The organism is Collinsella sp. CLA-ER-H6 (assembly GCF_040092305.1).
GTDB lineage: Bacteria > Actinomycetota > Coriobacteriia > Coriobacteriales > Coriobacteriaceae > Collinsella.
The window spans coordinates 21,112-39,474 of the sequence record NZ_JBBNLS010000004.1; the positions used below are offsets into that span (position 1 = coordinate 21,112).

Sequence of the window (18,363 nt, forward strand, 5' to 3'; positions counted from 1 at the left end):
CACCGCAACTCAACAGCCGGCACCTGGGGACGTTCCTTTTCTGCCGGCACCTGGGGACAGTCCTTGCGGGGCGTCCCCACAGCGCCTATGCCAGTTTGTCGATTTGTGCAATCTCCCAAAGCGGAATATTGACGAGCATGCCCTCGTCTCTATATGCCGCTAGGGAGGTCCTCACGCAACGCTCGAGTTTGAATTTTTCGCAGGCTATTTTCAGACTCTTCGCTTTAAGGTTCTCTGCCGCCTTGACCTCAAGCGGAAGCACGGTTCCCGCATGGTCGATGGCAAAGTCGGTTTCGGCATTGCCAGAGGTAGAGGACCAATACGCGGGACTCTTGCCTTGCAGCAAGAGTTCCTGCGCGACGTATTGCTCGGTGAGCGAGCCCTTAAATTCAGTGAAAACAGCGGGCCCGTTAAGGACGATGGCCGGTGGGAGGTTGGAGAGCGCTCCGAGGATACCGGTGTCAATGCAAAACAGCTTGAAGCCCGAGAGGTCCTCGTAGCTCGAGAGCGGTGCCCTGAGGGCGGAAACGCGCGGCACCTTATGAATGATTCCGTAATCCATGAGCCACTGGAGACTCTCTTCGAAATCGCGTGCGCGCGCCCCGGGGCGAAGGGCTCCGTAGACGAACTTTTTGTTTTCCTTTGCAAGCTGGCCGGGCAGGGATTTCCAAACCAACCTCATGCGCTCGACAATGCGGGCGGGTGCATGTTTGCCAAAATCGGATTCGTAAGCCTCGATGATCTGCTGCTGAAGCCTACGGGCTTCGATGAAGTCGCGTGTCTCGGTGAAAGCGGAGACAACTTCGGGCATGCCACCGACAACAAAGTATTCCTTGAGCAAGTGCTCGAGCTTTTCGGTAACGTTTGCCAGAAGGTTCATGTCTGCGGCAAGGATAGCGTCGGCGAGCGGGTTGCCGTCGACGGCACGAACGAACTCGGCAAACCCCATGGGACGCATGGTGAGCTGGTCGATTTTACCGACGGGAAATGACTCGTTTTCGCGTCGGAGCGCGAGGCCCATATAGGAACCGGCAGCCACGATGTGGTATTCGGGTGCAAGCTCGTTGAAGTACTTGAGCGAGGTGATGCCGCGTGGCGCCTCCTGGATCTCGTCGAAAACGATGAGCGTGTCCGCCGGCGTTACGGTTTGGCCGCGCAAGAGTTCTATCTGAGAGATGATACGCTTGGGGTCGAGGTCCCCATCGAACAGCGAGCGTGCGCTCGGCTCGAGCATAAAGTCAAAACGAATGACGTTTTGGTATTGCTGGCTTGCGAATTCGTTAAGAAGCCAAGTCTTACCTGTCTGGCGGGCCCCCTTAAGCAAGAGAGGTTTGCGATTCGCCCTTGATTTCCAAGCGATAAGTTCACTCATAAGCTGTCGCTGCATATTGCCTCCCAACCCTTTCGGATAGTATAAGGCCATTTGGGAGTTTCCATCGGAAAATGTGGGAGACAACCACGTTTTTCCATCGGAAAATGTGGGAGACAACCACGTTTTTCCATCAGAAAATGTGGGAACACCAACCTAAGTTGCGGTGGAATAGTTCCTAAATGGGCTGGTAAACTACCAAAACAGGAACTATTCCACCGCAACTTAGAGACCCGCCGGCGTGTAAAAGAAACGAGCCCGCATCCCTGGGGGACGCGGGCTCGTAAAAACCAAATGGTAGGGGCGGTGGGACGTCTGCGTATTTGCTGCGCAAATACGCACCGGCTTCGGCCGCCTGTCGGCGCCCTCGCCGGCTCGCTGCGGACGCTGCGCGTCCGCTTGACGCTCGCCCCCTCGCGGGTTCGAGTCCCACCGGCATCTAAAAGAAGCGAGCCCGCATCCCTGAGGAACACGGGCTCGAAAGCTCCATATGGTAGGGGCGGTGGGACTCGAACCCACAATCCTTGCGGCGAGAGATTTTAAGTCTCCTGCGTATGCCAATTCCGCCACGCCCCCGTGAGACTAGAAGTCTAGCACAAGCCGTCCGTTACGCGTTGACGGCCATCGAGTGTTGGCCCGACTTCTCCAGGAACTCTTGGAACTTTGCCTCGTCGCCCTTGTTTTGATACTGCAGGGCCAGCAGGTACTCCAGTCGGCAGCGCTTGACCGGGTCGTCGCCGACATCCTCGAGCATGCGCTCCAGCTCGGGAATGTCGTTGTGGCGCTTGAGGATCATCGTGTCGTACATCAGCTGGCATTCGTGTGCGACTGCCTCGGCCTGACCGCCCTCAAAGCCCTTGATCTCGTGCAGCAACTCCTTGGCCTTTTTGCGGTCCTCCTGGCCAACGTAGTAGTTAAAAGCTTTGATTACCAGGTCGACGCGCTGCATCTTGGGCAGGTTGAGTCCCAGTAGCAGGTCGAACATCTCGTCGGCGCGCTTATGGTCCTCGCGCAGCAGATAGGAGTTCAGGCGCAGGTAGTCGCGGTTGTAGCGCGGGTACAGCATGCTGGTGAGTTTGCCGTCGAGCAAACGATCGAACTCGTCCCACTGCTTGGCGGCCATCAATTGCTGCAGGCGTTTAAACGTGGTGCGTTTTTTGACGCTAAAGAACACCGACACGGCGATGCAGATGATAACGACGGCGGTCCAGAGTGTGCGGGAATCGGGCATATTAGGGTCCTTAGTCGCTCATAAAGCGAGCGGTATGACAACACGTACTAGATGTATTATACGCAGCGCGCAAGCAAACTGGCATAAAAGCTCATCGAGGCCGAGTGCCATCGCTCGCTGCGGTACACTTACCTAAAGTAAACCATGAAGGGAGACATTACCTATGAAGAAGATCGTTTTGGCTTGCGGTGCTGGCGCTGCTACTTCCACGCTCGTTGCCCAGAAGGTCGCTACTCTGCTCGACGCCAACGGTTATGCCGACAAGTACGAGATCGTGCAGTGCGCCATCTCCGAGGCCAAGGATTACTGCGACGAGGGCGCTGACCTGCTGATCGCCACCACCGTTGCCCCCGAGGGCCTCACCTGCCCGTACGTGAGTGGCGTGCCCTTCATGACCGGCATGAACCGCGTTGCCGCCGAGAAGGCCGTTCTCGACGTCATGGCTCAGTAGGCGCTGACTGCATGAGTGAGCAGAACGCCAACCCGGTAGAGCTCTTTGGTATGCGCGTTGCCCATGTGGGCATTAACGCCACCGACCCGGCAGACGCCCTGGAGATCGCGGAGCTGTTCTCGACGATGATGGGCCTGCCCGTCATCGAGACCCCGGTTTCGTACTTCAACGATTCGCTGGTCGAGATCATGAAGCAGAACGGTCGTGGCACCAAGGGCCACATCGGCTTTGCCGTTAACGACATCGATGCAGCTGAGAAGTGGTTTGCCGAGCGCGGGCTCGAGGTCAACGAAGAGTCGCGCGCGCTGCTGCCCGACGGTGGTACCAAGCTCGTGTACTTTAAGCGCGAGTTCGCCGGTTTCGCCGTGCACCTGTGCCGCGAGTAGCGCACAAGCTGCCATAGCTGGCAAAAAGGGATAGGGCCGCGTGGCCCTATCCCTTTATTTATGCCGAGGGGCTTCCTGCCGCGGCAGGCGAATCGTAAAGCGGCTGCCGACCCCTTCGACCGAGGTCACACCGATGACGCCGCCGTGGCTGTCGACGATCCACTTGGCGATCGCAAGCCCCAGACCCGAACCCTGTGCGCCGGCATCGCGCGCGTTGTCGGCACGGTAGAACCGCTCGAACGCGTGAGCTGCGGATTCCTGGTTCATGCCGATGCCCTCGTCCTCAACACTTATGTCGATCGTGCCCGCGCCCGCATCCGGCGTTATGCCAAATGTGACGGTCGTTCCCGCATCCGAGTACTTGGCGGCGTTTTGCACGATCACGCGCAGAGCCTGCTTCACGAGCGCCACGTCGACGGGCGCGTCGCAGCGCGGGTCGCTGGCAAGCGCAGCGTCAGAAGCCAGCCGATACGTGTGTTCGGTATCGATCATCTGCGATTCTTCGCATACCTCGCTGACCAGTGCAGCCAAGTTGGTATGCGCGCGCCGCAGGACCGTGCGCCCGGCATCGCCGCGCGCCAAAAACAGCAGCTGCTCCACGAGCTCCTGCATGTGCTCGCTTTCGGCCTTGAGGGATGCGATGGATTCCGCCAGCACGGCCGGGTCGTCTTTGCCCCAACGATCGAGCATGTTTACGTAGCCCTGAATCACCGCGATGGGCGTGCGCAGCTCGTGACTTGCATCATTGACAAAGCGCATCTGCTGCAGCTTGGCCTCTTGCATCTGGCGCAGTAGGCGGTTGAGTGCGACCTCGATGCTCGCCAGGTCGGCGTCGCCGGTGGTGACGCTCGGCGAGTCGACACTTGCGCGTTCGATGGCCTGCTCCAGCGTTTCCATCTTGCCGCCAGCGAGCTGCATGCGGCCGAGCTCGTCCACGCGCAAGGCCAGATCGTTGAGCGGCGCCATGGTACGGCGCACGCGGCGGGCGCCTCCGAGCATGTTGAGCACGCTGATGACCTGCCAACCCACAACGACAAGGTAGAGAGGCCATAGCTTGATGAGGTCCTGTGCGAGGGGAAAAGTCTTGGTGGTACGCGCAAGCTCGACGGTATAGGTGAGCGTTGCCAGGTCCCAGCCGCGCGCGGGCGTCAGCGACATGCCTTGAACGGCGGCGCCGGGGATCCATTCTGCGGTAAAAGCGCCGTCGGGCAGCGTCTGGTTGTATCCATAGACGAGGATCGCCGCCGCAATCACCATCAGCAACAGATCGAGCCAGACGTAGCTTATCAGGCGTCGCCACATATAGCTCCAGTTGATGGCGCGGGCGATGGAGGTGACGCGCTTGGCCTCGGCGTTACGCACGGCAGACATAGCCCACCCCGCGCACGGTCTGGATGATGCGGGCACCGCCGGCATCTTCGATCTTGGCGCGCAGATGCGCGATGTGCACATCGACGTTGTTGGTATCGCCCACGTAGTCGTAGCCCAGCGCCTCGTGCGCGATGCGCTCGCGCGTGAGCACGGTGCCGGCATGCGTCATAAGCAGGGCGAGAACGTCGAACTCGCGGGCCGTGAGCGCGATGGGCGAGCCGCCGACTGTGACCTCGCGGCGGTCGGGGTCGAGCGCAACCGAGCCCACGGCGAGCGCGGCGGGGGAGGGCGCGACGGAAGCCTGGGTCGAGTCGCTGACCGGGGGCATCGCGACGGCGCCGGCACCCGTAGCGCCCTCCCCGGCCCCAACGCCGCCAACGCCCGAAGCCGCCCGCACGGCCTCCGAGCGCTTCAGCGCAACGCGGATCCGTGCGAACAACTCCTCAATCGCAAACGGCTTGGTCAGGTAATCGTCGGCGCCGGCATCGAGCCCGGCCACCTTGTCCATCACGGCATCTCGCGCGGTGACCATAATCACCGGCACATCCTTGTGCTTGCGGACACGCCGCAGGACCTCCATGCCGTTGAGCTGTGGCAACAGCACATCGAGCAGAATCAGATCGTAGTCGCGCTCCAGCGCCAGGTCCGCGGCGGTGCGGCCGTCAGCGGCGTGCTCCACCTGGTAGCCCTCGTGCTCCAGCTCGAGCGTCACAAAGCGGGCGATTTTCTCCTCGTCCTCTACGATCAGGATCCGTGCCATGCGTGCCCCCGTCTGCGATTACTTGTCGTCGTTCAGATTTTGCTTGATGTCGTCCGCGGCGTCGGCGGCGTGATTCATCAGGTTGTTGATGCTGCCGGGCACGTCGCCGTCGCTATCGATGCGGTACCGCATGCCAAAGAACAGGCCAAGCAGCATCAGCCATATCGTGGCGCCCCAGGCAAACAGCGCGACGATGGGAATCAGGATGGGGATGTTGAGGATGATCGCGTCGCGGCGTGTGGCGATAAACTTGGTGTCCAGGCTCAGGCGGAAGAGCTTTTTGAGGTACTCCCACACGCTGTCCATCTTCTTGGAGAAATCGGTCTTTTCGCTCGACTTCTCGTAGGCGGCCTGTGCGGCGACCATCTCGGCCGAGGGCTCGTCGACCGGCTCGGACTCGGTGGCGGCGTGCGCCGACGTGGTCTGGGTCTTGCCCTGCGACTCGAGCCAAATGATGGCATCAAGGACGTTGCCGTCGGCGGCGTCGAGCGCTGCCTTGGCATCGGTGTAGCTCACGTTGCACTTGGTGCGGATGGTTTCAACTTTTTCGAGGTCGTCCATGACCCGTCCTTTCGTTCGATGGGCGCGACGCCAGGCGATCTGCCCGGGCGCGAGCGTTGCGTTCGGCGGCCTGCGTTGCGCGGCGCCGCCCCGCCCTTGGTCGAACTCTATAGTGCAGGTTATAGATTAAGCGATTCTTGAGCCAAGATTAATGTTGGATGAGTTTTTGGGTGGCGGTGGGAAAAAGTATTAGACCTCGATGGCGGGAGATGGTGGGCCGGTATCAAGCTGGCGTCAGAAATGAGATAAGCAAGGTGTATGGATCGCACGGATCAAAATTACGTTGCAAAAGTATGAAAACATCCTACAATTGCAACATGAAGTACTTTAGCAACATAGCGGCGATAAGCGAGCTTTCCGAGAGCGAGGGCGTGTTCACCACAGCTCAGGCGGCTCGCATGGACATCTCTCGAGATGCGCTGGCACACTCATGCCGTGCGGGTCGTCTTGAGCGGATATGCCACGGCGCCTACCGGATGGCTGGAACACAGCGCCGAGACACCGACGAGCTCAACGCTTTTTGGAAGCTCACCAATCCTTCCCTTTGCGCGTGGGAGAGAAAGCGCCAGTGGGATGGCATTGCCGTGAGCGGTACGACTGCGGCGAACCTACAGCAAATGGGCGATTTCTATCTGTCCCCCTACAGAATGACCGCATCCATGCGCATCAATACAAGAAACGAATCCCTTTCTTTTGCAAAGCGCGAGATTGCTGAGCAGGATATCGTTTGGCTCGACGGCCTGCCGGTAACCAAACCCGAGCGCACGCTTGTCGATCTTTGTCTCGATTGCGAGGATCCTTCATTAATCATCGATGCCTATCACGACGCGCTTGGGCGTGGGCTCGATACACAGCGGCTGAAGGATCTTGTAGAAGAGAACTCTAAAACCGCCAAACGACGCGAGTTAATGGCGCCTTTGCTGATAGCTCTAGGTTGTGACTGAATACGCAGGCCTGATGTTGGCTAGTTGCAAGTTGGGGCAATTGTTTGTCCGTGCGACACGTTAATCTAAGTTACCGTTGAAAGGCGTTGCAACAAAGTGTTGCAACTGCCATGAATCGCGTTTAATCTTGATAACGCTGTGTCAATTAGCGGACAGTTCGTCCGTAGTTTGTTCCGATTGGATAGCATGAAAGACGCTAGGGAAGAGATAACTGCCAAACGCAAGGAGCTCGCGCTGACTCAGAAGGAGTTCGCCGCCGCTCTTGGCATGGGACCTAATGGTGATAGAACCGTCCGGCGTTGGGAGACTGGCGAGACCAGTCCATCTGCTACGGAGCTCACGTTTATACGCTCCCTAGGTTATCAGGCGCCCTTTGCGCAGGGTGATCGGGAGGACGCTCCTTTCACTTACATTGACCTATTTGCTGGTATCGGTGGTATTCGCTTGCCGTTCCAAGAACTTGGTGGCAAGTGCGTTTTTTCTTGTGAGTGGGATAAATATGCACAGAAGACGTACCGCATGAATTACGGTGATCAGCCAGCTGGGGACATTCATGACGTTCGTTCGGACGACATTCCAAAATTTAACGTTTTATTGGCGGGATTTCCGTGCCAGCCATTCTCGCTCGCGGGCGTTTCAAAGAAAAAATCGATGGGACGTGCTACTGGCTTTGAAGACAAGACGCAGGGGACATTATTTTTCGAAGTAGCTCGTATTATTCGCGACAAAAAACCTGATGCTTTCCTGCTGGAAAACGTTAAAAACCTAACGAGTCACGATCGCGGCAAGACCTTCAGGATTATTATGCAGACCCTTAAGGACGAGCTTGGTTACGATGTGCACTACAAGGTTCTTGATAGCAAGAATTGGACTTGCCAGCATCGTGAGCGCATTTACATTGTTGGCTTTAAGAAAAAAACTAATTTTGATTGGGACCAACTAGAGCTTGGGGGCGGTGGACACACCGTCGGGGAGATTCTTGAAGATGCTCCTGATGATCGATACGTTCTTTCCGACAAACTGTGGGCTTATTTGCGTGCATATAAGGAAAAGCATCAGGCGGCAGGCAATGGCTTTGGCTATAGCACGGTTGGCCCCAATGACACGACAAGGACGCTTTCAGCACGCTATCACAAGGACGGAAGTGAGATTCTTGTTTCACGCGGCGAGGGGAAGAACCCTCGCAAGCTGACTCCGCGTGAATGTGCCCGACTTCAAGGGTTCCCCGATCAATTCATTATTCCGGTTTCGGATACGCAGGCATATCATCAATTTGGTAATTCTGTCACCGTACCGGCTGTGCGAGCAGTGGCCAAGCTGATGATGGGAGCGTATTTCGATGGACTACGGAGTTCTGAGTAGCTATTTTGACGGCGCGGTTGCGAAGAAACTCGTTGCTGTTGATATTGATAGAAAACGCAGCAACCAGCATGAATTCAACGGAACTGCGGAGCTCCGTTCCCTGTTTGGCGACGATGATATAAGAAATATACCGACGACCTTCGTATTTCTTTGCGACGATGCAGACCCTTTGTTTGATCACGGGTTTACGACTTGGTACGACGCGCGCAGGAAGCATCCGACTAGGACAGAATACAGGCTTTATTACAACGATAGCGAAGCGATACGAGCCTCGAGAATCGGTGACCTGATGGTCATTGCACCTTCAGACGAGCATGGTCTTCTGATTGTATTTGCTAGACAAGGATCAAATGCCGAGTGCCAATTAAGATGGCTTTTCGGCTTGAACGATGTTGAAGATAGCGGCTTTTCGCGATCAACTGCGGATGATAGGCGCATAGATGCAATCGCCGCGTCTATTCTTGAAGCGATCGGCATCGAGGTTTCGCTTCCCACATCGGCTGTTGCGTATTTGGACGAAATGGTCGATAAGTTCGGAGACTCTTTCCCCAAAGGGATTGAATTTACGAGGTATTCAATTTCGACTTTGGGTGAGCTTGATTGGATAAACGAACCCGATAAGTGCCTTCTTGATTGTTATGAGCGAGAAGAAGTTCTTTTTAAGGTCTTCGAGAGGCATCTCCTTGAGCGTGATTTGGCTCCCTATTTAGGGAACGACCTAGATGTTGATGGCGTGTTGCGGACTACGATGTCGGCTTTCCAGCGAAGGAAATCGCGTGCGGGGACTGCGTTCGAGCATCAGCTTGAGTACTTGTTTAAGGGATGGGGCATAAGCTATTCTGCTCAGCCGTATACTGAGGGCAAATCAAGGCCGGATTTCATTATGCCGTCGATTGATGCCTATAAAAATCCGCTATATCCTGTCGAAAAACTGACTATGCTTGGTGCAAAGACGACTGTAAAAGAACGCTGGCGTCAAGTATTGGAAGAGGCGAATAGAATTGAGAATAAGCATTTAATCACGCTCGATGTGGCGGTGAGCACCGAATATACAGACTCGATGCGTGAACATAATCTTCAACTGGTTGTGCCTCGTCCTGTATTTGGCTCATATACCACTGAACAGCAAAACTGGCTGATGGATGTCGGCGAGTTTTGTCAACTGTTGGTCGAGAAAGAACGTCGGTAGGCAATTCTATACTGAGGTTCTACTTCTTTTGGGCATTGATTATTTGATCGAGTTGCATTAATAAAATAGGTCACCTTGCCGTCGCTCTGCTGAAGTGAGTGAGCTCGAACTTGGTTTTGTTCTATGTTGGCGAGGTGCTGGAGTGCGCGCCGGCGTTGGCCTTCATCGTCGATATCTATTCCGCCGCGAGCGTGTTAGTGCGCCCGCATTCGCAGTTGCGACATTTGAGTCGTGCCTTGTCGCGCCTCCCTTTAGGATTCCCACTTCGCCATACGGCTGCCATGTTTTATGAAATAACTCACCCTACATTTTCCGATGCTTAAGCAGTCTCTTATTCGCCCGCTTACCAACATCCCCATCTTTACCAAAGAGACTAGCCTTGCGTTCTTGAACTCTCCGACTCTCCTTTTGTAAACGAGATGCTTCACGACAGTTCGTCTAGCGCCTCTGGAGGGGTGACTACGAAGAGCCGGTCTGTGCCGTCAATTACGTTGCCTGCTGCTGGCTGCTGCCTCATTAGAATCCGGCTGCAAATGGACCGCGGTGAGCATGCAAGATCGTGCCATAACGTGAGAAAAACTTGCAAGAATCGCAAGTTCTTATCATCCCATGAGAAAAACTTGCAAATTGGGGCGAGTGATGAACGGCTGTACGGTTCTTGAAAATCGAGATATCTCGAGAAGCTGATTGCCTTTCGTGACATCCAAGTTACAGAGTCGACTGACGAGGAGGCGACGCGCAAGCGCGAGCTGCGTCCATTTGAGCTCAGGTCGCTCGAGAAGATCACCGGTGGTTATGAGAAGATCATTATCGTTCGCCGGGGGAGCCATCCGACCGACATCGACGGCATCAAAATCGTCTCTGCAGTCGACTTCTTGATGGGTAGGCTTTGAGCTTAGGGTGTTCTGTGGGTTTATGGACACTTTGGCAGCGAGATTGCCTGCCTGTAGGCAAATTCCGCCCAGGACCCGATGAGGATAACGTGATCGATGCACCCTGCTTCCTCGACTAGGTCGAGTACTTTTAAGAAGGCTCGTTGCTGCTCAGTCAACATTCGGCACCCTCCCCAACGCACGTATGATTTGCTTTTGAGATTGCTTCTGTTCTCTGATGGCGGCCGCAAGAGCCCTTCGTCGTTCGATTTTGGCTCGCAGCACATCAACCTCTTTAGCAGGGACATAGTCACTTTTGACCTTGTCGCCAACTCGATAGTTGAGATAACAGTATTCGTGGCCCTTTATGTTTCGCATGCGGATGCTGCCCTTTGGAAGGAGGCAAATCTCCTGCTCCATGAGGTTGAGGAGGCGCCTCGAACGTGCGTATTCCTCTTTCAGGACATCTTCTAAGACGGACACGATGTCTCCCTTCTGAGTAGTTACCCAACAACATATCAAAATCTTAAAAATGTAGGGTAACTCGGCGGTGTCCGCACGTGTCCGCACGACATGTGACACTTAACCTGCCGCTCACCCTGTCGCGGCGGCAAGAGTCTGAACAACAATCCTCTAAGGAGTTCGATACCAATGAGCGATAACACCAAGCATCTCGCAAAGAAATGCGTCAAGGACGCGGGGCCGTGCCTCGTGCTGTGCCTTGCCGGCGCAACGGTCGCCCTGCTGGCTGTTCTGGGGCCGTTCGACATGCTTCGAAGCGCCAGCTCTCTGCGCGTTTGCATGGCCCTTGCCGGCGCCATGATGACCGGTGGCGTGCTCGATCTGGTTTTTTGGGTACTCGACCCGTTTGGATGGAAGAACGAGGGGTAAGCCCTAAGGGATGGAAGGGCTGGAACGGTTGGCTTAGTGATCGTGCAGAATGTGGCTAGCGACTTACAGGGAAGTGGTGATCCGATGACGGTTTATGTGACGGGCGATATTCACGGCGGCGTCGACATGCAAAAGCTGCGCGACTGGGAGCTTGGGGATAGTCTGACGAGTGACGACTATCTGATTGTCGCGGGCGACTTTGGCTTTCCATGGGATTTCTCTGCCGAGGAATGCGGCGATATCGCCTGGCTGGAGTCGCGTCCCTATACCGTGCTGTTTGTCGACGGCAACCACGAGCGTTTCGATCACTGGGCGGAGCGTCCCATGGAGCTGTGGCACGGCGGGCTGACGCAGCGCCTGTCGGATACCTCTCCCATACGGCGCCTGACGCGCGGCGAGGTTTTTGAGCTCGATGGCTCAACGATCTTTATCATGGGCGGCGCCACGAGCGTGGATAAGGAATACCGCATTCCCTATTCCAGCTGGTGGCCACAGGAGCTGCCGGATGAGCGCAACTTTGAGGAGGCGCGGGCAAAGCTCGACAGCGTGGGCTGGAAGGTCGACTACGTGATCACCCACACCTGCTCTACGCGCATGCTTTCGCCCACGCTTTATCCGGCACCCGGCTGGAATTATCCCGCCGTTGATCGGCTTACGGCATTTTTCGATGAGCTGGAAGACCGCTTGGATTACAAGCGCTGGTACTACGGGCATTTTCATCGGGATGCCAATCCGGCCGAGCGCCACACCGTGCTCTACGACTGCATCGTTCGCCTAGGCGACGAACTCCAGCCCTGGGATGTTGCGTAGAGGCGCGGTGGCTGGCTACTCGACCGTTACAGTGATGTTTTCCCGATGTGCGCGGATGACATCCCAGCTAAAGTGCTCGACCAGCTGCTCGGCAGAGCGCGGTGTGGTGTCCGGCGCGATGCCCGTTTGCCCGGCGAGCCAGCCCAGCAGTGCCTCGGGTGTGCCAAAGCGGGTGCGGAGCTCGCCCAGGTCCAGATCGCGGTCGCGCTTGGAAAGGCGGCGGCCGTCCGGCGACATGAGCAGCGGAATGTGCGCGTAGTGCGGTGTAGGCAGTCCCAGCAAATGCTGCAGATAGATTTGGCGTGGCGTGGAGCCAAGCAGGTCACATCCGCGTACGATCTCGGTAATACCCATGTCGGCGTCATCAACCACCACGGCCAGCTGATAGGCAAACACGCCGTCGCTGCGGCGCACTAAAAAGTCGCCGCATTCGGTGGCGAGCGCCTCGCATTGGGCACCATACGTGCGGTCCACAAATTCGACCACATCGTCTGCGAGGTCGTCGACGGTGGGCACGCGAAGGCGTGTGGCCGGGGCGCGCAGGGCACTGCGGCGGGCGACATCTTCGGCCGAAAGCCCTCGGCAGGCGCCACGGTAGATGGGCGTGCCGTCGCTGGCGTGCGGCGCGCTTGCGGCGTGGAGTTCGGCGCGCGTGCAAAAACAGGGGTAGGTGAGGCCGGCACCCTGCAGCTGGTGCAGGGCGTTCTCGTACAGATCAAGGCGATCGTGCTGGTAGTAGGGGCCTTCGTCCCACTCAAGCCCTAGCCAGGCTAGGTCGTCGATGAGCTGGGCGGCAAGTTCCGGGCGCTTACAGCGATCGTCCAGGTCCTCGATGCGCAACACGATGCTGCCGCCCTGGCTGCGGGCCGAAAGCCACGCGCACAGGCAACTGAACACGTTGCCCAGGTGCATACGGCCCGAGGGCGACGGGGCAAAGCGGCCCACAACAGGCGCAGGAGCGGAGGCGGGCAGCGTCGTTGGCGCGTCCGCGGCGGGCGTTGCTATGTTGCGTGCTTTGATATCCATGTGGACGAGTATAGCGCGGGGCGCGATGGGGAGGCGTCACTGTGGTCCGCAAGTTGTCGAGGCCGCGTGTTGTGCGCGGCGGGCACCGGCTCAACATCTCGATTACCGCTCGCAAGCTAGCCCCTTCAACCCCTCAAACGACAGAAACCCCGGCAGCTCTTCGCAACTGCCGGGGTTTCCGCGGAAAAGGGGGACATGATCCTCGAGCGAACGGCAAAGGGGCAAACCGTTTTCGCTCAACTGCTTTATGCCCCTTGCTCGCGGACTCAATCAGTGCGCGCCGCAGCAACACAAAGCCGCTACACCTGTGTCGGAGCTGTGAAGTGGTATCTATTGTTGGTGCGGGCCATGCCAAGGAGTGTCCCAGACTGCCGGCAGATAAGGAACGTCCCCAGGTGCCGGCCGTGGGCGTGACTTTCATCCCGTTTGATGCTCCGCTGGCCTAGATGCTCGTCATGTGCGCCCATAAACGTGGGACAATGACGCTGTTGGTATCAAAGACAAAGGATGTGCCTATGAACGCCCCCGTTGCCAAGACCTGTCGGCAGCGTCGCCTGTTCGCGCGATTCGCTTCCGTCTGCGCGCTCGTCGCGCTTGCGTTGTTGCTGCTGCCCGCCGCCGCGCACGCCGACGGCTACTCCATGAGCCAAACCTACATCGGCGCCACGGTCGAGGCCGATGGCTCGCTGACCGTTGTCGAGGGGCGTCAGTTCGATTTCGACGACGACATCAACGGCGTGTTCTGGGACATCAATACGGGTTCCAACCAGCAAGGCGGTTCGGTGGGGGTCGATGTGCTGAGCGTCGAGGAAGATGACACCGCGTTTAACAAGGTCGACAGCGCAAACAAGGGCGACGACGGCGTCTACACCGTGGAACAGTCCGACGGCAGCGTAAGGATCAAGGTGTTCAGCCCCCATGAGAGCGGCGACAGTGCGATCTTTTACGTGAGCTACACCATGACCGGTGCGGTCATGAACTGGTCCGATACCGCCGAGCTCTACTGGAAGTTTGTGGGCGACGGCTGGTCGGCGGATTCCGATGACGTCGAGATGGAGGTCTACTTCGCAAACGCCGCCGCGGGGACCCCGGCGACCAAGGGCGATAACTTCCGCGCATGGGGTCACGGCCCGCTGACCGGCGACGTGTCGCTCGACGCGGACGAGCCGATGGTCACCTATACCATTCCGTGCGTGCATCAGGGCGAGTTCGCCGAGGCGCGCATCGCCTTCCCCAGCGACTGGGTGCCATGGCTTTCCGCTTCAAGTGAGGAGCGCATGTCAACGATCCTGAGCGAAGAGAAGGAATGGGCCGACGAAGCTAACGCCCGCCGCGCTCACGCTCGCATGATTGCCAATGCACTTGCCGTGCTAAGTGTTGTTGCGGCGGTGGCCTTTACCGGTACAATCGTTATGCTCAAGCTGCGCAAGCGCAAGCCCAAGCCGCTTTTCCAGGACGAATATTTCCGCGATGTGCCTTCGGCCGACCACCCCGCCGTGCTTTCGGCCCTCATGAGCTGGAACGAGGTGCCCGATCAGGCATATATCGCCACGCTCATGAAGCTCACTGACGACCGTGTGATCAAGCTGGAGCAGGCGACCGTGACCAAGGCCAAGAAGGGTCTGTTGGGGCGTGAAAAAGAAGAGCAGACGTATCGCGTGACGGTGAGTGATGCGGGCTGGAAGTCGGCCAAGGGCATTGACCACATGGTGCTCAAGGTCTTCTTTGCCGGTGCTAAGCCTGACGAGAACGGTGACCGTTCGCGCACGTTCGACGAGCTGCAGCACTACGTCAAGCAGCACGCTACACCCGTGGGTGATAAGCTCGAGGACTATCAGAACACCGTTAAGGGCAAGCTGGCCGATAGCGAGTACGTTGCCTCGGACGGCATTGTTGCAATGGTGTTTTGCCTGGTTCTTGGTATCCTGATTGCCTTTGTTCCCGTGGGATCCATTTTCTTTACCGATGGCGCACAGGCGAACATTACCGCCGCGGTTATCTCGGTGCCGATTGTGCTGGTGGGTATCGGCGTGGGCCTTACGTTCCGCCGCTTTACGCCGGAGGGCGCCGAGGTGGCGGCTCGCTGCAAGGCACTTAAGCATTGGCTCGAGGACTTCACTCGTCTAAAGGAAGCCGTCCCGGGCGATCTGGTGCTGTGGAACAAGCTGCTGGTGATGGGCGTTGCCCTGGGCGTTTCGAAAGAAGTGCTGCGACAGCTGGCCGAGGCCGTGCCTGCGGACCTGCGCAACAGCGACGATTTCTACGACAACTACCCCTGCTACTGGTGGTACTACCATCATTACGGTACCGAGTCCCCGCTCGATTCATTCGATGACGTGTATCACGAGACCATCCGTGAGCTGGCGTCGAGTTCCGATAGCTCGAGCGGCGGCGGAGGCGGTGGCTTCTCGGGCGGCGGAGGCGGCGGCGTCGGCGGAGGCGGCGGCGGAACGTTCTAGCGAGTTCTGATTTTTGGGATGGATCTTCTCCGGCGACTGCCGACGGATCCATTCCATTTTTATGCGCTACCTACGAAGACTGTCCCCAACGACTAATCACTGGGAACATCCCTAAATGACTAGGTATGGCTGCTGGGTTTAGGCTGTTAGATCGAGTTCGTAGAGGAAGCTTTCGCGCGGCATGTCGTGACGGCGCTCTTCGCGGTTGGCGCGGTGCGTGGCCGTGCGCTTAAAGCCGTGCAGCTCGTAGAACTTCCACGAGCAGTTGGAGTCGGTGTACAGGTGCGCCCTCGTCGCTCCAAGCGAGGACAGGTGCGAGACCGCGGCATCGAGCAGAACCGTGCCAACGCCCAGGCCATGGACATCGCGATCCACGGCAAGCAGCGTGACCTCGTTGTCGTGCGGCAACGGGCTGCTCTCGAGCAGGCGGTTGTTGGTTCGGATGGTTGCGCGCACAAACGAGAGATACTCGGCGCACGCATCGGGCTCTAGCTCACGCATCTGCGATAGCAGCGCGCGTTCGGTATCCATCCAATGCTCGTTGATAGTGGCGCCGGAGCTCTGTCCCGCACGCGCGAGCGAAATGCCACGCGCCTGACCGTCGATTACGGCAACCTGCGAAAACGTCGATGATGAAAGGCAATAGGCGAGGTCGCACGCGGCCTCAAGGCGGTTGTACTCATCGTTATCCGAATTGTTATGCCAAAGCTGCTGCAGAATCAGCGCGATGGCGTCGAAGTCTTCGGTATCAAACGGTCGGTAGAGAACCCGCGAGACCATGGTGCCTCTTTCTTTTGCGGATGCATATCGAGCACAGTTCTACCACGCCATTGGCATCTAATTATGGTGCCCCTGTGTTCCATGAACTCACCGTGCCCGGTGCCGGGCCCATCCCCTCTGCTCGCAAACTTTTTCTGCACATGCGCCCGTTGCGGGGTGCATCGATGCGCTCGATGCGCTACATTAAATCAGTATTTTCAATGCCGCTGCGCGAGCGCTGCAGATCGACGTATCACCGACTCACAGAGCACGGCGGCGTACCAGACAGGAGGACTGCATGGGATCTGATGTGAAGATCGCACGCGCGTTGATCTCGGTTACCGATAAGACGGGCGTCGTCGATTTCGCACGGACGCTGGTCGATGACTTTGGCGTCGAGATCATCTCTACGGGCGGCACGGCTCGTGCCATCGAGGACGCGGGCGTTCCCGTAACCCCCATCGAGGAGTTCACGGGCTATCCCGAGATGATGGACGGCCGCGTTAAGACCCTGCACCCCAAGGTTCATGGCGCGCTGCTGGCCCGCCGCGATTCCGAGCAACACATGCAGGAGGCGGCTCAGCACGGCATTAAGCTGATCGATTTGGTCGTCGTCAACCTGTACGAGTTCGAGAAGACCGTCGCCAACCCCGAGGTCACCTTCGCGGACGCCATCGAGCACATCGACATCGGTGGCCCCTCCATGCTGCGCTCTGCCGCCAAGAACGCCACGAGCGTTACCGTCATTTCCGACCCGGCCGACTATGATGCCGTCCTGGCCGAGATGCACGAGACCGGTGGCTGCACCACGCTTTCCACCCGTCGTCGCCTGCAGGTGAAGGTCTACCAGACCACCGCCGCCTACGACACGGCCATCTCCCGCTGGCTCGCCGCCCAGGCAAGCGACGTGGCGGACACCTCTGCCAAGCTCGAGATTTCGCTGGAGAAGGTCGACGACCTGCGCTATGGCGAGAACCCGCAGCAGAAAGCCACAGTCTATCGCTTTGCCGAGGGCTGCGAGAACACCGCGAGCTCGCAGTTCCCGCTCGTGGGCTCCAAGCAGATCCAGGGCAAGCCGCTCAGCTACAACAACTATTTGGATGCCGACGCCGCTTGGAACCTGGTCCGCGAGTTCGACGAGCCGGCCTGCGTAATCCTCAAGCACCAGAACCCCTGCGGTTCCGCCGTTGCCGAGGACATCACGGCTGCCTACGACCGCGCTTTTGTCTGCGATCCCAAGAGTGCCTTTGGCGGCATCATCGCCTGCAACCGCGAGGTTCCCTTTGATCTGGTTGAGCACTTTGCCGATCAGAACAAGCAGTTCGTCGAGGTCATCATCGCCCCGAGCTACACCGCCGAGGCGCTCGAGCGCATGGCCAAGCGCCCCAACCTGCGCGTGTTGGCGACCGGCGGCGTGGACCACGGCGCTCAGGTGGAGCTGCGCTCCGTCGACGGCGGCATGCTGGTGCAGGAGGTCGACCACGTGACCGAGGATCCCGCGACCTTTACGTTCCCCACCGACCGCAAGCCCACCGACGCCGAGATGGCCGAGCTCGAGTTTGCCTGGAAGGTCTGCAAGGGCGTTAAGTCCAACGCCATCCTGGTCTCCAAGGGTAAGGCCGGCATTGGCATGGGCCCCGGTCAGCCCAACCGCGTTGACTCTGCGCTGCTTGCCTGCGAGCGCGCCGAGGACTTCTGCGAGCGCGAGGGCGTGGAGAAGGGCGGCTTTGCCTGTGCAAGCGACGCGTTCTTCCCGTTCCGCGACAACGTCGACGTGCTTGCTGCACACGGCGTGACCTGCATCATCCAGCCCGGCGGCTCCAAGCGCGACGACGAAAGCATCCAGGCCTGCAATGAGCACAATATTGCTATGGTGTTTACGGGCGCTCGCCACTTCCGCCACTAAGTTCTGCCTTGGGACA

General features: G+C 58.2%; 17 protein-coding genes and 1 tRNA gene. 9 read left to right on the plus strand and 9 right to left on the minus strand.

The window, feature by feature from the left end; all coding sequences use genetic code 11:
* Positions 1 to 85: 85 nt before the first annotated feature.
* From AAAX77_RS02400 to AAAX77_RS02410, 3 genes are all read right to left on the minus strand, one after another.
* Positions 86 to 1,387, minus strand: coding sequence for an AAA family ATPase (locus AAAX77_RS02400; RefSeq protein ID WP_349104622.1), 1,302 nt, complete (start codon positions 1,385 to 1,387; stop codon positions 86 to 88).
* A 473-nt stretch (positions 1,388 to 1,860) separates the two neighbouring features.
* A tRNA-Leu gene (locus AAAX77_RS02405) sits at positions 1,861 to 1,945 on the minus strand.
* A gap of 31 nt (positions 1,946 to 1,976) precedes the next feature.
* On the minus strand, positions 1,977 to 2,600 hold the full coding sequence (locus AAAX77_RS02410; RefSeq protein ID WP_161144566.1) for a hypothetical protein: 624 nt from the start codon (positions 2,598 to 2,600) through the stop codon (positions 1,977 to 1,979).
* Positions 2,601 to 2,763: 163 nt separating this feature from the next.
* Between AAAX77_RS02410 and AAAX77_RS02415 the strand changes: the two genes are divergently transcribed.
* Together AAAX77_RS02415 and AAAX77_RS02420 are read left to right on the plus strand one after the other, a co-directional pair.
* Positions 2,764 to 3,051 carry a PTS sugar transporter subunit IIB gene (locus tag AAAX77_RS02415; protein WP_006235903.1) on the plus strand — a complete coding sequence of 96 codons (288 nt, stop codon included), beginning with the start codon at positions 2,764 to 2,766 and terminating at the stop codon, positions 3,049 to 3,051.
* An 11-nt stretch (positions 3,052 to 3,062) separates the two neighbouring features.
* The gene (locus AAAX77_RS02420; RefSeq protein WP_055310391.1) at positions 3,063 to 3,437 is read left to right on the plus strand and encodes a VOC family protein; all 375 of its coding nucleotides are present in this window, start codon (positions 3,063 to 3,065) and stop codon (positions 3,435 to 3,437) included.
* 54 nt (positions 3,438 to 3,491) lie between these two features.
* Here the strand turns inward: AAAX77_RS02420 and AAAX77_RS02425 are convergent, their stop codons facing one another.
* Genes AAAX77_RS02425 through AAAX77_RS02435 form a run of 3 tightly spaced genes read right to left on the minus strand, consistent with a single transcriptional unit; the run spans position 3,492 to position 6,129 of the window.
* Positions 3,492 to 4,808 carry a HAMP domain-containing sensor histidine kinase gene (locus AAAX77_RS02425; RefSeq protein ID WP_349104624.1) on the minus strand — a complete coding sequence of 439 codons (1,317 nt, stop codon included), beginning with the start codon at positions 4,806 to 4,808 and terminating at the stop codon, positions 3,492 to 3,494.
* The gene (locus AAAX77_RS02430) at positions 4,792 to 5,568 is read right to left on the minus strand and encodes a response regulator transcription factor (protein ID WP_349104625.1); all 777 of its coding nucleotides are present in this window, start codon (positions 5,566 to 5,568) and stop codon (positions 4,792 to 4,794) included. Before AAAX77_RS02430 ends, AAAX77_RS02425 begins: the two co-directional genes overlap by 17 nt.
* A gap of 18 nt (positions 5,569 to 5,586) precedes the next feature.
* Positions 5,587 to 6,129 (minus strand): DUF4342 domain-containing protein, encoded by a 543-nt coding sequence (locus tag AAAX77_RS02435; protein WP_349104627.1) that lies wholly within the window; start codon positions 6,127 to 6,129, stop codon positions 5,587 to 5,589.
* Positions 6,130 to 6,446: 317 nt separating this feature from the next.
* Between AAAX77_RS02435 and AAAX77_RS02440 the strand changes: the two genes are divergently transcribed.
* From AAAX77_RS02440 to AAAX77_RS02450, 3 genes are all read left to right on the plus strand, one after another.
* Positions 6,447 to 7,073, plus strand: coding sequence for a type IV toxin-antitoxin system AbiEi family antitoxin domain-containing protein (locus AAAX77_RS02440; protein WP_349104629.1), 627 nt, complete (start codon positions 6,447 to 6,449; stop codon positions 7,071 to 7,073).
* A 186-nt stretch (positions 7,074 to 7,259) separates the two neighbouring features.
* A complete protein-coding gene (dcm, locus tag AAAX77_RS02445; protein ID WP_349104630.1) occupies positions 7,260 to 8,435 on the plus strand; it encodes a DNA (cytosine-5-)-methyltransferase in 1,176 nt (391 codons plus the stop codon).
* Positions 8,413 to 9,624, plus strand: coding sequence for a type II restriction endonuclease (locus tag AAAX77_RS02450; RefSeq protein WP_349104632.1), 1,212 nt, complete (start codon positions 8,413 to 8,415; stop codon positions 9,622 to 9,624). Before dcm ends, AAAX77_RS02450 begins: the two co-directional genes overlap by 23 nt.
* A gap of 1,043 nt (positions 9,625 to 10,667) precedes the next feature.
* On the opposite strand, the gene AAAX77_RS02455 is transcribed toward AAAX77_RS02450, so the two are convergent.
* Positions 10,668 to 10,979 (minus strand): hypothetical protein, encoded by a 312-nt coding sequence (locus AAAX77_RS02455; protein WP_349104633.1) that lies wholly within the window; start codon positions 10,977 to 10,979, stop codon positions 10,668 to 10,670.
* 168 nt (positions 10,980 to 11,147) lie between these two features.
* Here AAAX77_RS02455 and AAAX77_RS02460 point away from each other — a divergent pair, with 168 nt between their 5' ends.
* On the plus strand, positions 11,148 to 11,387 hold the full coding sequence (locus AAAX77_RS02460; RefSeq protein WP_349104634.1) for a hypothetical protein: 240 nt from the start codon (positions 11,148 to 11,150) through the stop codon (positions 11,385 to 11,387).
* Positions 11,388 to 11,471: 84 nt separating this feature from the next.
* Positions 11,472 to 12,197, plus strand: a complete 726-nt coding sequence (locus AAAX77_RS02465) for a metallophosphoesterase (protein WP_349104636.1) — start codon at positions 11,472 to 11,474, stop codon at positions 12,195 to 12,197.
* 15 nt (positions 12,198 to 12,212) lie between these two features.
* Here the strand turns inward: AAAX77_RS02465 and gluQRS are convergent, their stop codons facing one another.
* Positions 12,213 to 13,223 carry a tRNA glutamyl-Q(34) synthetase GluQRS gene (gene gluQRS, locus AAAX77_RS02470; protein ID WP_349104638.1) on the minus strand — a complete coding sequence of 337 codons (1,011 nt, stop codon included), beginning with the start codon at positions 13,221 to 13,223 and terminating at the stop codon, positions 12,213 to 12,215.
* Positions 13,224 to 13,738: 515 nt separating this feature from the next.
* On the opposite strand from gluQRS, the gene AAAX77_RS02475 reads away from it, so the two are divergent.
* Entirely contained in the window at positions 13,739 to 15,682 is a 1,944-nt protein-coding gene (locus tag AAAX77_RS02475; protein WP_349104639.1) for a DUF2207 domain-containing protein, read from the plus strand.
* A gap of 138 nt (positions 15,683 to 15,820) precedes the next feature.
* On the opposite strand, the gene AAAX77_RS02480 is transcribed toward AAAX77_RS02475, so the two are convergent.
* Positions 15,821 to 16,462: a GNAT family N-acetyltransferase gene (locus tag AAAX77_RS02480; RefSeq protein ID WP_055310399.1), complete on the minus strand. Its 642-nt coding sequence runs from the start codon at positions 16,460 to 16,462 to the stop codon at positions 15,821 to 15,823.
* A 277-nt stretch (positions 16,463 to 16,739) separates the two neighbouring features.
* Here AAAX77_RS02480 and purH point away from each other — a divergent pair, with 277 nt between their 5' ends.
* Positions 16,740 to 18,347 (plus strand): bifunctional phosphoribosylaminoimidazolecarboxamide formyltransferase/IMP cyclohydrolase, encoded by a 1,608-nt coding sequence (purH, locus tag AAAX77_RS02485; RefSeq protein ID WP_349104641.1) that lies wholly within the window; start codon positions 16,740 to 16,742, stop codon positions 18,345 to 18,347.
* Positions 18,348 to 18,363 lie beyond the last annotated feature (16 nt).

Bases quoted from the DNA above. Each gene is read 5' to 3' on its own strand.
- AAAX77_RS02415 (WP_006235903.1), top strand. From the start codon at position 2,764: ATGAAGAAGATCGTTTTGGCTTGCGGTGCTGGCGCTGCTACTTCCACG.
- AAAX77_RS02465 (WP_349104636.1), top strand. From the start codon at position 11,472: ATGACGGTTTATGTGACGGGCGATATTCACGGCGGCGTCGACATGCAA.
- AAAX77_RS02450 (WP_349104632.1), top strand. From the start codon at position 8,413: ATGGACTACGGAGTTCTGAGTAGCTATTTTGACGGCGCGGTTGCGAAG.
- AAAX77_RS02400 (WP_349104622.1), bottom strand. From the start codon at position 1,387: ATGCAGCGACAGCTTATGAGTGAACTTATCGCTTGGAAATCAAGGGCG.
- gluQRS (WP_349104638.1), bottom strand. From the start codon at position 13,223: ATGGATATCAAAGCACGCAACATAGCAACGCCCGCCGCGGACGCGCCA.
- AAAX77_RS02435 (WP_349104627.1), bottom strand. From the start codon at position 6,129: ATGGACGACCTCGAAAAAGTTGAAACCATCCGCACCAAGTGCAACGTG.
- AAAX77_RS02410 (WP_161144566.1), bottom strand. From the start codon at position 2,600: ATGCCCGATTCCCGCACACTCTGGACCGCCGTCGTTATCATCTGCATC.
- AAAX77_RS02430 (WP_349104625.1), bottom strand. From the start codon at position 5,568: ATGGCACGGATCCTGATCGTAGAGGACGAGGAGAAAATCGCCCGCTTT.
- AAAX77_RS02480 (WP_055310399.1), bottom strand. From the start codon at position 16,462: ATGGTCTCGCGGGTTCTCTACCGACCGTTTGATACCGAAGACTTCGAC.
- AAAX77_RS02440 (WP_349104629.1), top strand. From the start codon at position 6,447: ATGAAGTACTTTAGCAACATAGCGGCGATAAGCGAGCTTTCCGAGAGC.
- purH (WP_349104641.1), top strand. From the start codon at position 16,740: ATGGGATCTGATGTGAAGATCGCACGCGCGTTGATCTCGGTTACCGAT.
- dcm (WP_349104630.1), top strand. From the start codon at position 7,260: ATGAAAGACGCTAGGGAAGAGATAACTGCCAAACGCAAGGAGCTCGCG.
- AAAX77_RS02420 (WP_055310391.1), top strand. From the start codon at position 3,063: ATGAGTGAGCAGAACGCCAACCCGGTAGAGCTCTTTGGTATGCGCGTT.
- AAAX77_RS02475 (WP_349104639.1), top strand. From the start codon at position 13,739: ATGAACGCCCCCGTTGCCAAGACCTGTCGGCAGCGTCGCCTGTTCGCG.
- AAAX77_RS02425 (WP_349104624.1), bottom strand. From the start codon at position 4,808: ATGTCTGCCGTGCGTAACGCCGAGGCCAAGCGCGTCACCTCCATCGCC.
- AAAX77_RS02460 (WP_349104634.1), top strand. From the start codon at position 11,148: ATGAGCGATAACACCAAGCATCTCGCAAAGAAATGCGTCAAGGACGCG.